The organism is Sphaerospermopsis sp. LEGE 00249, assembly GCF_014299995.1.
GTDB lineage: Bacteria > Cyanobacteriota > Cyanobacteriia > Cyanobacteriales > Nostocaceae > Sphaerospermopsis > Sphaerospermopsis kisseleviana.
The window spans coordinates 15,711-30,177 of sequence record NZ_JACJUZ010000019.1 but is presented as its reverse complement, the minus strand read 5'-3'; the positions used below and the strand labels follow the sequence as shown (position 1 = coordinate 30,177).

Annotated in this window: 12 protein-coding genes; 9 read left to right on the top strand and 3 right to left on the bottom strand. The window is 41.0% G+C overall.

Going from position 1 to position 14,467, the window contains the following annotated elements; genetic code table 11:
- Positions 1-6: 6 nt before the first annotated feature.
- The gene (gene glsA / locus H5968_RS08975; RefSeq protein ID WP_187039665.1) at positions 7-921 is read left to right on the top strand and encodes a glutaminase A; all 915 of its coding nucleotides are present in this window, start codon (positions 7-9) and stop codon (positions 919-921) included.
- On the opposite strand, the gene H5968_RS08970 is transcribed toward glsA, so the two are convergent.
- Complete coding sequence (locus tag H5968_RS08970) at positions 918-2,462, bottom strand: hypothetical protein (RefSeq protein ID WP_187039664.1); 1,545 nt, start codon at positions 2,460-2,462, stop codon at positions 918-920. The two genes, glsA and H5968_RS08970, sit on opposite strands and share 4 nt — an antisense overlap.
- 622 nt (positions 2,463-3,084) lie before the next feature.
- Between H5968_RS08970 and psaA the strand changes: the two genes are divergently transcribed.
- The 5 genes from psaA (at position 3,085) to H5968_RS08945 (ending at position 9,324) form a co-directional block, all read left to right on the top strand.
- Positions 3,085-5,340 (top strand): photosystem I core protein PsaA, encoded by a 2,256-nt coding sequence (psaA, locus tag H5968_RS08965; protein ID WP_137667720.1) that lies wholly within the window; start codon positions 3,085-3,087, stop codon positions 5,338-5,340.
- Between the two features lie 109 nt (positions 5,341-5,449).
- Positions 5,450-7,681 carry a photosystem I core protein PsaB gene (gene psaB, locus H5968_RS08960; RefSeq protein ID WP_096565394.1) on the top strand — a complete coding sequence of 744 codons (2,232 nt, stop codon included), beginning with the start codon at positions 5,450-5,452 and terminating at the stop codon, positions 7,679-7,681.
- Positions 7,682-7,896: 215 nt separating this feature from the next.
- Positions 7,897-8,061, top strand: coding sequence for a hypothetical protein (locus H5968_RS08955; RefSeq protein ID WP_187039663.1), 165 nt, complete (start codon positions 7,897-7,899; stop codon positions 8,059-8,061).
- Between the two features lie 64 nt (positions 8,062-8,125).
- Positions 8,126-8,695 carry an STAS-like domain-containing protein gene (locus H5968_RS08950; protein ID WP_370569760.1) on the top strand — a complete coding sequence of 190 codons (570 nt, stop codon included), beginning with the start codon at positions 8,126-8,128 and terminating at the stop codon, positions 8,693-8,695.
- Positions 8,689-9,324 carry a hypothetical protein gene (locus tag H5968_RS08945; RefSeq protein ID WP_255427089.1) on the top strand — a complete coding sequence of 212 codons (636 nt, stop codon included), beginning with the start codon at positions 8,689-8,691 and terminating at the stop codon, positions 9,322-9,324. Before H5968_RS08950 ends, H5968_RS08945 begins: the two co-directional genes overlap by 7 nt.
- A gap of 73 nt (positions 9,325-9,397) precedes the next feature.
- Here H5968_RS08945 and H5968_RS08940 read toward each other — a convergent pair whose 3' ends face one another.
- Positions 9,398-9,877 carry a hypothetical protein gene (locus H5968_RS08940; protein ID WP_187039696.1) on the bottom strand — a complete coding sequence of 160 codons (480 nt, stop codon included), beginning with the start codon at positions 9,875-9,877 and terminating at the stop codon, positions 9,398-9,400.
- 184 nt (positions 9,878-10,061) lie between these two features.
- Positions 10,062-10,319: a hypothetical protein gene (locus H5968_RS08935; RefSeq protein WP_187039662.1), complete on the bottom strand. Its 258-nt coding sequence runs from the start codon at positions 10,317-10,319 to the stop codon at positions 10,062-10,064.
- Positions 10,320-10,600: 281 nt separating this feature from the next.
- Between H5968_RS08935 and H5968_RS08930 the strand changes: the two genes are divergently transcribed.
- The 3 genes from H5968_RS08930 to pyk all read left to right on the top strand — a co-directional run bounded on the left by H5968_RS08930 (position 10,601) and on the right by pyk (position 13,844).
- Complete coding sequence (locus H5968_RS08930; protein WP_096572548.1) at positions 10,601-10,918, top strand: hypothetical protein; 318 nt, start codon at positions 10,601-10,603, stop codon at positions 10,916-10,918.
- Positions 10,915-11,277, top strand: a complete 363-nt coding sequence (locus H5968_RS08925; RefSeq protein WP_096565386.1) for an aspartyl protease — start codon at positions 10,915-10,917, stop codon at positions 11,275-11,277. Before H5968_RS08930 ends, H5968_RS08925 begins: the two co-directional genes overlap by 4 nt.
- Before the next feature lie 797 nt (positions 11,278-12,074).
- Positions 12,075-13,844: a pyruvate kinase gene (gene pyk, locus H5968_RS08920; RefSeq protein WP_187039661.1), complete on the top strand. Its 1,770-nt coding sequence runs from the start codon at positions 12,075-12,077 to the stop codon at positions 13,842-13,844.
- Positions 13,845-14,467: the final 623 nt, after the last annotated feature.

The window sequence follows — 14,467 nt, the reverse complement described above, 5'->3', positions numbered from 1 at the left end:
AGCATTTTGATACAACTCCAAGACATCAATATAAATAATTTATCTCTCTGGGTTCAGCAAGGGAAAAACCAAACAACACAAGGAAGTGTGATGCAACGGATACCCCTTTTAGCTTTAGCTAACCCTAGTTGGGTTGCTGTTCATATCTATTGTCAGTCAGGAGAAAATTACACTTTAGGAGATAACGCTTGTATATTTCCTTTAATGAGTGTCATTAAACCTTTTTCTTTACTATATCTGTTGGAACATTTAGGAACGGCAAATGTTTTAAACTCGGTTGGTGTTGAACCTTCAGCAATGCCTTTTAATTCTTTAGAACAGTTAATAGCTGATCATGGACATCCCCGCAACCCAATGATTAATAGTGGTGCTATTACTTTAGCTGATAAGTTACCAGGTAAAAATGGAAATCATCGCACTCAGTTGTTTTGTCAGTGGTTGAATAAATTAGCCGGTAGTCAACTATATTTAGATGTAGAAATGTTGGCTTCCGTGCGTGCTACTCGTTCTCAGGTAAATGTGGCGATCGCTCAATATCTCTACCAAACTCAACACATTGAAAATATTGAATTGGCTCTTGACACTTATGAACAAATATGCTGTATTTCTGGTACTGTGGAAGATTTAGCGAAATTAGGAAAATTATTAGCCTGTAAAAGTAGTTTTATAAATTCCCAACATCGCCAAATTGTTAACGCTTTAATGTTAACTTGTGGACTATATGAAGCTTCTCCTCAGTATGCAGTCAAAATTGGTTTACCCATGAAATCGGGTATCAGTGGGGCTTTGATAGCAATAGTACCAAATCAAGGAGCTATAGCCAGCTACAGTCCTGCTTTAGATAGTATAGGTAATTCTGTAGCTGGTCTGACTTTGATGGAAACTTTATCCCAAAATTTGCAACTGAGTATTTTTAGTTAATTTTTCTCTTCGGGTTTAATTACATTTCGATTCTTAAAATACTCACTTAATCTGTTTAACCCTGTTTTTTCTGTTGTTTCTGGTTTCAACTCCTCTGTTTCTAATGAGTCAGCGGGTGTTTTACGAATTTCAATTTCTGGAGTAGGAGTTATTTCTACTTTAGGTTCTACCTGTGGTTGAGGAATAGGAGAAACTTCAATTTCTGGAGTAGGAGTTATTTCTACTTTAGGTTCTACCTGTGGTTGAGGAATAGGAGAAACTTCAATTTCTGGAACTGTGGGTTTTTCTACTTTAGGTTCTACCTGGGGTTGAGGAATAGGAGAAACTTCAATTTCTGGAGTAGGAGTTATTTCTACTTTGGGTTCTACCTGGGGTTGAGGAATAGGAGAAACTTCAATTTCTGGAGTAGGAGTTATTTCTACTTTGGGTTCTACCTGGGGTTGAGGAATAGGAGAAACTTCAATTTCTGGAACTGTGGGTTTTTCTACTTTGGGTTCTATCTGTGGTTGAGGTGCTGGTGTTATTTCGACTTTGGGCGTTACAGTAGGTGTAGGTTCAGTAACAGGAATCTCAACTGTGTAATTTGGATCTACAATACCACGCACTTCATCAGCCGTAACTTCCCCTCTTACCATTCTAGAAAGAGTATCTTTACCACCCGGTTGGTAATTAATCACTCTCACTGTACTATTAAAGACATTTTTTACTGGGTTGCCTTGGTTATCAAGAAATTCTAGTTCTATCCAGTTTTTACCAGGTTTAAAGCCTTTGAGGTAGACTGTTTGCCATGTGTCAAAAATAAAACTTTCACCATTAATTGTGCAACGAATACGCCAATCGCTCATTGTGTCTTCAGGATGATCTTCAGCCATAAGATGCAAAGGCGCGTTAGTTAGGTAAAAATCCAACATAATTGGTTCAGCACCATAACTACCATTAGGACGACTATAGGTGAGAAGAGGTAAATTAGGGTCAGGGTTGTTATCGTCGGTTTTAGTAAAGACGTGAAATGTGGCTTGGGCATAAGCACCTTCATTTTTAAAGCTTTCATGCCAAGGACGAGACGCAAATACGCGTAAAGTATGAGTACCTGCGGACAACTCTGGGAATACTAAAGGCTTATTTAAATCGTAAACAGCTATATAAGGTTCATTGTCAAGAATTACGTGCAAATGTGGTCCCAGTTGCCATTTGGGATCTTTAAAAATTGGTAAGTCCTTAACCTGAAAACGGACTGTAACAGTATTATCTTCAATTATCTCATCTGCTGTAGGCGTAAGTATTGTTACTTGTGGTTGATAATTTTCCAAATCTCCTCTTAGTTCTTGTATTAGCTTTGGAGGAGCAGTTTCCGAAAATTTACGATCAACTTGGGCAATTTCAGCAACTGGTTTTTGCTTATCAATAAATACGTCTTGTCCACCAGCTTTATCAGCACAACTACTTAAAACTAAAACCAGTACCAAAGTCAAGAGCCACTTAAAAATAGGTAAACTATTATTTAAGGATTTATTAAGAGCTTGTTTTTGCTTATATTTCATGCTGCTATACCTATGATTTTATTCAGCAAAATTTATTAACTACACTTTACACCCTACACCCCAGATACCATAAACCCAGACTGGGGTATACAGCAAATTGCAGTTTACTTAGTTACAAATTTACATCAAAAAGCCTTACATATCAAAGGTTATGCTGCTGCAAGCTGACTACTGAAAACGGCAAGCTGTTGTAACTTTGTGATTTACAGAAAATTTGGTTCATCTCTTTACATAAAGATGAAAAATATGAAAATTAAGTAATATTTATCACTAAATTTACAGATTTAAATTTCAGCATAAGCAACATATCCAGTTACAACATGATGATTTATAGCTGTATTAGAGATTAACCATAAATTTTAAGAATTGTTATAGTTTGTAAATTTAATAGAAAAAGTATTGACTTTTTTACAATAGCTTTGAATATAAAAAGGCAGATATGACAATAAATCTGGCGATTTTGAATTATTGTTAAAATGTCTCCAACAAAGTACAAGTACAGACTCTATAATTCAACAGAAACAACAAATCCACAGGTCCCCAAAAAACATCTGGGGACAAAGAGTGAAATTCACTCTGTGGTGTACATGATTCCTCATTCCCTATTCACAGAGGAGGTCGAATGACGATTAGTCCTCCGGAGCGAGAGGAGAAAAAAGCAAGAGTCATCGTTGATAACGATCCTGTACCCACCTCATTTGAGAAATGGGCTAAACCAGGACACTTCGACAGAACCTTAGCTAAAGGACCAAAAACCACCACCTGGATTTGGGACCTGCACGCCCTCGCCCATGACTTCGATACACATACAAGCGACTTAGAAGACATTTCTCGCAAAATCTTCTCTGCTCACTTTGGCCACTTGGCTGTAGTGACAATTTGGTTAAGCGGAATGTTATTCCACGGCGCTAAGTTCTCCAACTATGAAGCTTGGCTGGCTGATCCATTAGGAGTCAAGCCCAGCGCCCAAACAGTTTGGCCTATTGTGGGACAAGATATTTTAAACGGTGATATGGGCGGTGGTTTCCACGGCATTCAAATCACCTCTGGCTTGTTCCAAGTATGGCGTGGCTGGGGTATCACTAGCTCTTTCCAACTATACGTAACTGCCATTGGCGGCTTAGTATTAGCGGGCTTGTTCCTGTTCGCTGGTTGGTTCCATTACCACAAACGCGCTCCCAAACTGGAATGGTTCCAGAACGTGGAGTCAATGTTGAATCACCACCTATCAGTATTGCTAGGTTGCGGTTCTTTGGGATGGACAGGTCACTTAATCCATGTGTCCGCACCAGTTAACAAGCTATTAGACGCTGGTGTTGCCATTAAGGACATCCCCTTGCCCCATGAGTTCATTTTGAACAAAGACTTAATCACAGAGTTGTATCCCAGCTTTGCTAGTGGTTTAGCACCTTTCTTCACCTTGAACTGGGGAACTTATGCTGACATTCTGACCTTCAAAGGCGGCTTGAACCCCGTAACAGGCGGTTTGTGGATGACTGATATTGCTCATCACCACTTGGCGATCGCAGTGCTGTTCATCATTGCCGGTCATATGTACCGCACCAACTGGGGTATCGGTCACAGTATCAAAGATATCCTAGAAAACCACAAAGGTCCTTTCACAGGCGAAGGCCACAAAGGACTTTATGAAAACTTGACCACCTCTTGGCACGCTCAGTTGGCTACTAACCTGGCCTTCTTGGGTTCCTTGACAATCATCATCGCGCATCATATGTACGCGATGCCCCCCTATCCTTATTTGGCAACTGACTACGCTACTCAGTTGTGTATCTTCACTCACCATATTTGGATCGGTGGCTTCTTGATTGTGGGTGGTGCTGCTCACGCAGCAATCTTCATGGTGCGTGATTATGATCCCGTTGTGAACCAAAACAACGTATTGGATCGCGTGATTCGTCACCGTGATGCAATCATCTCTCACCTCAACTGGGTTTGTATTTTCCTAGGCTTCCACAGCTTTGGTTTGTACATCCACAACGACACCATGCGTGCCTTGGGTCGTCCCCAAGATATGTTCTCTGATGCTGCAATTCAATTGCAACCAGTGTTTGCTCAGTGGGTACAAAACTTACACCACTTAGCACCAGGAACAACCGCACCTAACGCTCTAGAAGCAGTAAGTTATGTGTTTGGCGGTGGTGTGTTAGCTGTAGGCGGAAAAGTAGCTGCTGCTGCAATTCCTTTAGGTACAGCCGACTTCATGATTCACCACATTCACGCCTTCACCATTCACGTGACTGTGCTGATTCTGCTCAAAGGTGTATTGTACGCTCGCAGTTCTCGTCTAATTCCAGACAAAGCCAACTTAGGCTTCCGCTTCCCTTGCGACGGTCCAGGCCGTGGTGGTACTTGCCAAGTTTCTGGTTGGGACCATGTATTCTTGGGACTGTTCTGGATGTATAACTCCTTGTCAATTGTAATTTTCCACTTCAGCTGGAAAATGCAGTCTGATGTATGGGGTACAGTAGATGATGGTGTGGTAAGTCATATCACAGGTGACAACTTTGCACAAAGTGCTATCACCATCAACGGTTGGTTACGTGACTTCCTGTGGGCGCAAGCTACACAAGTAATCAACTCCTACGGTAGTGAACTGTCCGCTTATGGACTGATGTTCTTAGGCGCTCACTTTGTTTGGGCATTCAGCTTAATGTTCCTGTTCAGTGGTCGTGGCTACTGGCAAGAATTAATTGAGTCCATCGTCTGGGCGCATAATAAACTGAAAGTAGCTCCTACAATTCAACCCCGTGCTTTGAGCATTACTCAAGGTCGGGCAGTAGGTGTAGCTCACTATCTACTCGGAGGAATAGCCACCACCTGGGCATTCTTCCACGCACACATCCTTTCAGTAGGTTAAAAAATTTCAGTGAATATTTTGGGTTTTGGATCAATCTCCAACCCAAAATCCAAAATTTCACTGGTAGCAGTGATAGCAATGGCTAAAGGTCAGAGGAATCATCAACCCTATGGCAACAAAATTTCCAAAATTTAGCCAGGATCTCGCACAGGACCCAACTACGCGGCGCATTTGGTATGCGATCGCCATGGGCAATGACTTTGAGAGCCACGATGGCATGACAGAAGAAAATCTTTACCAAAAGATTTTCGCCACTCACTTCGGTCACTTGGCAATCATTTTCTTGTGGGCTTCCAGCCTCCTGTTCCACGTAGCCTGGCAAGGTAACTTTGAACAGTGGATTAAAGATCCCCTTCATGTCCGTCCTATCGCCCATGCGATTTGGGACCCCCACTTCGGCGCACCAGCAGTTGACGCTTTCACTCAAGCTGGCGCAAGCAATCCTGTAAACATTGCTTACTCCGGTGTTTATCACTGGTGGTACACCATCGGGATGCGGACAAACCAAGAACTGTATGTAGGTTCTTTAGGCTTGTTGCTGTTGGCTGCATTGTTCCTGTTCGCTGGTTGGTTGCACTTACAACCCAAGTTCCGTCCTAGCCTCTCTTGGTTCAAGAGTGCTGAACCCCGTCTGAACCACCACCTGGCTGGTTTGTTCGGTGTTAGCTCCTTAGCTTGGACTGGTCACTTGGTTCACGTTGCTATCCCCGAATCCCGTGGTATCCATGTAGGCTGGGATAACTTCCTGTCCGTTGCTCCCCACCCCGCAGGCTTAACCCCCTTCTTCACTGGTAACTGGGGTGTTTACGCTCAGAACCCTGACACTGCTGGCCATCTTTTTGGTACTTCCACTGGTGCTGGTACTGCGATCCTCACATTCTTGGGCGGTTTCCACCCCCAAACAGAATCCTTGTGGTTGACTGACATGGCTCACCACCACTTGGCGATCGCTGTGATCTTCATCATCGCTGGTCATATGTACCGCACTAACTTCGGAATTGGTCACAGCATCAAAGAAATGCTCAACTCCAAGTCCGGTTTAGTTCCCGGTAGCAAGAGCGAAGGTCAGTTTAACCTGCCCCACCAAGGTCTGTACGACACCATCAACAACTCCTTACACTTCCAATTGTCTTTGGCTTTGGCTGCGTTAGGAACAATTACTTCCTTGGTTGCTCAACATATGTACGCTCTGCCTCCTTATGCTTTCATCGCTAAGGACTACACCACACAGGCAGCACTGTACACCCACCACCAGTACATCGCTGGTTTCTTGATGGTTGGTGCTTTTGCACACGCCGCAATCTTCTGGGTTCGTGACTACGATCCCGAACAAAACAAAGGCAACGTATTAGACCGGATGTTACAGCACAAAGAGGCGATCATCTCTCACCTCAGCTGGGTATCCTTATTCCTTGGTTTCCACACCTTGGGCTTGTACGTTCACAACGATGTAGTAGTTGCTTTCGGTACTCCTGAAAAGCAAATCCTCATCGAACCAGTATTTGCTCAATTCATTCAAGCGGCTCAAGGTAAAGCTCTGTACGGATTGGATGTACTGTTGTCTAACCCCGACAGTATCGCCTACACCGCTTACCCCAACGCTGGTAACGTTTGGCTACCTGGTTGGTTAGATGCTATCAATTCTGGAACAAACTCCCTGTTCTTAACAATTGGTCCTGGCGACTTCTTGGTTCACCACGCTTTCGCCTTGGCTATCCACACCACCACCTTGGTACTTGTTAAAGGTGCTTTGGATGCTCGTGGTTCTAAACTGATGCCCGATAAAAAGGACTTCGGTTATGCGTTCCCCTGCGACGGTCCAGGCCGTGGCGGTACTTGCGACATCTCCGCTTGGGACGCTTTCTACCTGTCTATGTTCTGGATGTTAAACACCATTGGTTGGGTAACATTCTACTGGCACTGGAAACACCTGGGTATTTGGCAAGGTAACGTTGCTCAGTTCAACGAAAACTCCACCTACTTGATGGGCTGGTTCCGTGACTACCTCTGGGCGAACTCTGCTCAGTTGATCAACGGTTACAACGCCTACGGCATGAACAACCTCTCTGTTTGGGCTTGGATGTTCCTCTTTGGACACCTGGTTTGGGCAACTGGTTTCATGTTCTTAATCTCCTGGAGAGGTTACTGGCAAGAGTTAATTGAAACCTTGGTTTGGGCCCACGAGCGTACTCCTCTAGCTAACTTGGTTCGCTGGAAAGATAAGCCCGTTGCTCTCTCCATCGTTCAAGCTCGTGTGGTTGGTTTAGCTCACTTCACCGTTGGCTATATCGTCACCTACGCAGCGTTCCTCATTGCTTCTACTGCTGGTAAGTTCGGTTGATCTTGACTACTGGTTTTAGGTAAGTAACTAAAAAATCCCCTGCCGCAAGGTGGGGGATTTTGGTAGTATCTGACTATGCAAAATCAAAAGGAATAAGCTATTAGCAACAATAGATTTGCTAGAATTTTAGTAAATCACTAGAATAAATTTTTGTAAAAAACTATTATTTTGAAATTGTTGTAAGTTTTAAATTGTTTTAATGCTTTAGGAGCAATATGACAGAACTGCAAATACCAGAAGAATTTAAGCCTGGTTTTAAGCTACTGATAAGCATTGATGAAAAAACTTTACAGGGTTTTATTGATGCTTTTCAACAAGCACAGCCATTACAGATTAATGATTTAGTATCAGCAGTTACTTCAAGGGTTAATACTTTGTAATAGTAAAGTTAAAGTATTTACAAAATATGAAGTTTTCGACCTAGTAGGTAAAACCTGTATTACAGTGAACGATGGACAAAAAATTTATGATTTGGTTCATCGACAATTACAAGCTAACCAACCTGTAGAATTAGACTTTGCAGGAGTGGAAGTTTTTGCTGCTCCATTTTTTAACTTTGCTATCGGACAATTATTGAAAGATATACAGCCAGAAAACCTCAGCAAGTTATTAAAAATAAATAATATTAAACCTCTTGGCAATCAAATAATCAGTTTAGTAATAGAAAACTCCAAGCGATACTACTCGGATCCTATTTTTCGTAGTAGATTAGACCAAGTAATAAATGAAAAATCTGATTTCACCACACTTGTTGAAGAATGGCGTGAAGAAACTCGTGGTGTATCATCAACAAACCAAATGTGTATGCACCCTGCCTATCAACAAATTATAGGTATGGGTGAACCTGTAATACCTTTATTACTGAGAGAATTAGAGAAAAAATCTGGAAGATGGTTTTGGGCATTAAAATCTATTTCTAGAGAAGATCCTGTGCCTCCAGAGTACAGAGGAAATACAAAAGAAATGACTAAAGCATGGCTTGATTGGGGAAGGGAAAGAGGCTATAAGTGGTAGGAAATAACGCCTGGACTAAATATGTAAAAAACTTTATTGAGCGTGATTTTCCCAATTTAGCGATCCACGGATATAAGCTCACCAGTCCAGATACAACAGATTATAATTGTGTAGCTTGGGCAGCAGAAGATGATGAAAAGTGGTGGTGGCCAGATGCTCAAAATGAAGAATACTGGCCACCAGGTGTTCCTAGAGAAGAAACTCTTGAAGCTTTTCAGCAAGCATTTAAAACAATTGGTTATGAAATTGGTGAGAATGACGTATTAGAAACAGGATTTCAGAAAATTGCTATATATGCCAACTCCAATAAAATACCAACCCACATTGCTAGACAATTACCTGATGGCAAATGGACAAGTAAACTTGGTCAAGATGAAGATATAGAACATAATAATTTACAAGGTTTAACCGGAAATCCTGGTTATGGCGAGGTTGCCTTTTTGATGAAAAAACCGCCTCAAACCTTTAATTTCTCTAGGTTTTACATTTATTCAGCAAGCTATAACTATTCGCAGTTTGGCTATAATGTGAGCGCAAACATGATCGCCCCATCTCACTTGCTCTACAAGCAGCCAAAAAATAACCCAAAATATTTTATATTTTGGGTGGAAGGTTTAAAATATCTTTAAATTCCTACTAATTATAAATTAATTGTCCAAAATGGTCAAATATCTCCCCACAGGAGGGGTAAAAAATCAAAAATCATTGCGATTGACTACAGTATTCATTTAACTGATTCCCAAAGGTATCTGATTCTTTACCAGCACTTTTAGCTGCTGCTGTTAATGCTGAGTCAATATCTGTTCTGGCCTTTTGGATTTTTACCCTACCTGCTGTAGAAGCTTCTGCTGTTTTAGTTGTACCCAGAGCTTTAGCAGCTTTAGCGATCGCTTGACTGAGATTATCAAAAACTTTCGCAAAACTACTTTGAAATTCTTGGAGTTTGGGATCTGCTAATCTTAATTCTTGAATTGATTTAGTGACATTTTGCAAATCTTTGGAGAGTTGCAAGCTAGTTGTTACTTGTGTTCCTTTATTGTTATCAATCAAAGAAGTCCCTTGATTCACAACTTTAACCAATCGTTGACACTGAGAGATTTTACTCTCATTACAACCAGTCATCAACAAAGCAATACTTAGGCTCACAGGAGCAATTACTGTATACTTACGCACGATGAATATAAATATGCTAAAAGTAGTAAAAACCCATCCAGGGTAATCCAATTCTACACCCAAAATAAAAACCACTCTTAATTGAGTAGCTTTTTGAAAAATTATTGATACATCCTTACTAATGCGGATTTTATGAACACAGAACAACCACCGATGAGTAATGAAAGGGTGATGATGTTGGTAACGCTATTGACTATTTTGAGGGTGAGAAGGGGATTAAATTCTGTAACCACTCTGGCATTCCAGGTAATGGTATAGTACCAGAACTAAACATAGCCAGACCAATAATAAATGCACTGACTAAAGAAATAATATTTGCTTCTAATATATAACCAATAAAGAAACCAAAGATGGCAAAAGGAATAATCCCTAAAATTAGGCTGAAGAATAATATTACCCAGTCTAAAAAAGGTTGATTAATACCAACTTTGAATATTCCCAAGCTAAACATTAGGCTTGTGCCTAAAGTAGAGACAATAAAAGCAATAATAACCTATAGTTGAATAAGATTCAAAAATTTGGTTCTTGCGGACATTATATGGAATCGAATAACAAATAAAACTCTGCTCTAGCCTATAATCCTTGCCACGCAATGGTTTTTAGTTTTTTATATTTCCTATAACCCTTTGATTTTAATGCCCTACCATAAAACCAACGCAAGAGCAAAAAATTTTAATGATAATAGTCGGAAATATTAGACAATATAAATTTTGCACTAAGGCAGAACCAACCATGAGTGAAGTTAAGTCTACGAGTACACTACGCAGGGGAAGAATCTTCCCAGAAATTCAGTGGACCCAAGAACAGAAAGCTCAATGGCTTGCTGAACGCGAAAGATTGTACCAACGCTGTAAACTCATTTTTGACCAAGTACAACCAGAATTAATCAAAACTCACTACAACTGGTACATAGCAGTTGAGCCTGACAGTGGCGAATATTTTCTTAATGAAGATGCTTTTTTTGCTGCACAGAAGGCACATGAAAAATACCCAAATGTCAAGCTGCACGTTTTCCGCATCAACGAAACTGGGGTGTGTGGCAGAATATGATTTCGGGTAAATTTGGTGATGAGGATGAATTATTTTTTGAGATAGAGTTAATGGCTGCTGACGGTTTAGAACTACCAGTAGAAGCACTTTTTGATACAGGTTTTTCTTGGTGGCTGGCAATTAACAACCAGGATTTAGAAGCACTAGATTGGATGTATCTAGAACAACAAACAATGCTCACAGCCCAAGGAAATGCGGAATTTGACATTTATTTAGGAAAAGTGCGAATTGACGGACAAGATTTTGATATTCCCGTTCATGTAGGTCAAGGAATTTCAGAAATTTTACTAGGTCGTCAGTGGTTAAAAACTAGACGATTAGTAGTAGATATATCCTCTGGGCTGTTAACTTTGGGTTGACAGATAGAATATTGCAAGCAAATTTAATTACTGGACTTTAGACTAAAAGAAGAGCGATCGGTAAATAGTCAGTAAATCGAGAGACAGCAAAAAATCAAGGGATGCCTGTAAGAACAGACACCCCAATAGCGGAAAATGAAAAAAGCACAACCAATTCTCATATAACCGCTATGGATGTTTTTACACAACTTATGGAATTCCGTCAAGCAATCGAATTATGGCGGCATACACTCTGTATCTTGCCTTTGCTTGTTTACCCAGGCTACGGTCAAAGCCGAGAGAGATAAATCAGGGGTTTCTCCTGATCAAAATACTTCTTCGTGCAGATGGTTATTCTTACTCGCCCCTTGATTATACCATCACGGCGAATTAATTCGCCGTTGGAACTTCCTCCACTGTAAGATAGCCAAGTGGCTTCCGTGCCTTTCGGCAATTTTCTTGTGATTGCTGCTAATCACATCCAAGATTACAGGTTAGACAAGCTGGAAGTGTCTATCAGGTCTGTTGAGAAGTAAAATTAACTCTTGACTTGTCTATAACTTAATCCTGAGTTATTTCTAACTTTTTTCTGCGGATTCTGTATAGTAAGATTTAACCGAAGTCTTGCTGATTAGAGGAAGTGGCTTGAGGAGATTTTTCTATAAAGTTACTAACTGTACGAAATCAAATCTATACTTCACCCCCACTTTCACTGCTTTTGATATTAATTGACATTGATATAGCAGTGACTGAAAAGAATTGACTGCTTAATTTACCATTATTTCCCAGATAGAACCAAAAAATTCTAAAATCCGCCCATGACGCAACTAAGAGATTCTCTGCGCCGAACCAAAATTGTTGCTACTGTTGGACCTGCTACCAGTAGTCCAGAAATGCTGAAAGCAATTATTGAAGCGGGTGCAACGACACTGCGATTAAATTTTTCCCACGGCACTCATGCTGACCATCAGCGCAGTATCCGGTTAATTAGACAAACCGCTTTTGAACTGAATAGACCTGTAGCAATTTTACAAGATTTGCAAGGTCCAAAAATTCGCTTGGGACAATTTGAAAATGGTTTTATCATGTTGTCTAAGGGCGATCGCTTCACTTTAACAAACCGCCCAGTGGTAGGAACTCAAGAAATTAGCTGCGTTACCTACGATTATTTAGCAGAAGAAGTCCCCGTCGGTTCCAAAATTCTCCTCGATGACGGCCGGGTAGAAATGGTTGTTGAGGAAATTAACCGCGATAAAGGTGATTTACATTGTCGGGTGACAGTTGCAGGTAAACTTTCTAACAATAAAGGCGTTAATTTTCCGGGAGTTTACTTATCCATCAAAGCCATGACCGACAAAGACCGCGAGGATCTGATGTTTGGTCTAGATCAAGGTGTAGACTGGATAGCACTTTCCTTTGTTCGCAATCCCCAGGATATTATCGAAATTAAAGAGTTAATTACCAGTACCGGGAAAAATGTTCCTGTAGTTGCCAAAATTGAAAAACACGAAGCGATAGAACAAATGGAAGCGGTTCTATCTTTGTGTGATGGGGTGATGGTGGCTAGAGGTGATTTAGGGGTAGAATTGCCAGCAGAAGATGTACCTGTGTTGCAAAAGCGGTTAATTGCTACTGCTAACCGTTTGGGTATTCCCATCATTACCGCTACCCAAATGTTAGATAGCATGGTCAGCAACCCCCGTCCTACCCGTGCAGAAGTGTCTGATGTGGCTAACGCGATTTTAGATGGTACGGATGCGGTGATGCTTTCCAATGAAACTGCTGTAGGTAGTTATCCTGTGGAAGCGGTAGCAACTATGGCGAGAATTGCTGAACGCATTGAACAGGAAGAAGCAGAACATCCTTCCCGTTTGACGCGAGATGATAAACGTTCTATTCCTAATGCTATCAGTCAAGCAGTTGGTCAAATTGCTGAGAATTTAGGTGCAGCAGCAATTATGACTTTGACACAAACGGGAGCAACTGCGCGGAATGTTTCTAAATACCGTCCGAAAACGCCAATTTTAGCCATCACACCCCATGTCAATGTGGCGCGACAGTTGCAGATGGTTTGGGGTGTAAAACCGTTGTTGGTGTTAGATTTACCTTCTACTGGTCAAACCTTCCAAGCTGCTATTAATGTAGCCCAGGAAAAAAACCTGTTGAGTGAGGGTGATTTGGTGGTGATGACTGCTGGTACACTGCAAGGTGTTTCTGGGTCAACAGATTTGATTAAAGTGGAAGTGGTGACAGCGGTACTAGGTCAAGGTATTGGTTTAGGACAAGGTTCTGTCAGTGGTCGCGCTAGGGTTGTGCGTACTGGTATAGATGCGACTCATTTTAATCATGGTGATATTTTGGTGGCATCGAGTACAGGCGTTGATTTTGTTGATGCGATTCGCAAGGCTAGTGGGATTATTACTGAAGATGAAAGTCTCAATAGTCACGCAGCAGTAATTGGTTTACGTCTTGGTGTACCTGTTATTGTTGGTGTGAAGGAAGCGACGCAGGTAATAAAAGATGGGTCAATTTTGACTTTGGATATGCAGCGGGGTTTGGTTTATTCTGGTGCGGTGGGAACACCGTAAAGAATTAAAAATTGAAAATTGAAAATTGAAAATTAAAACCCAACAATTATCTGTTTTAATTTTTAATTTCTACCGCTTTTTTGAAGCTTTCTGTTCTTGTAATTTGACTGATTTATAAATCTGACGATGAAGAATTTGAGAGTTAGCAAATGCTAGGTTGAAGATTCTGTTTTGATCGTCAGATTCATTTTAATATTGAGAAAAATCAACATTGAATTTATTTAGGGCTTGCTGAATAAACCCAAAATACTCGTAAATCAAAGGTTTGAGGCTGATCAGGAGGAAAGAAAGTGCAAGATTTTTGAAGGGTATACCTTAAAAACTGTGCATTTTGGGTCTGATAAATTAGAAAATCTGGGGATAACAGATAGCTAGGGTTTGCTGAATAAACCTAAAACCTTGATATATCAAAGGTTAGAGGCTGATAAACACAGAAATTAGTGCAAGGGTTTTGAAGGGTATACCGGAGAAAGTGTGCATTTTTTGGGATTTCAAGAGATGGCAAAGAAATTTTCAAATCTCCTCCTGACTCCTGACTCCTGACTCCTGACTCCTGACTCCTATGCCCTCACGGAAAGACTTTCTCAGCAACCCCTAGCTAAAACTATTCCCTATTCCCTATT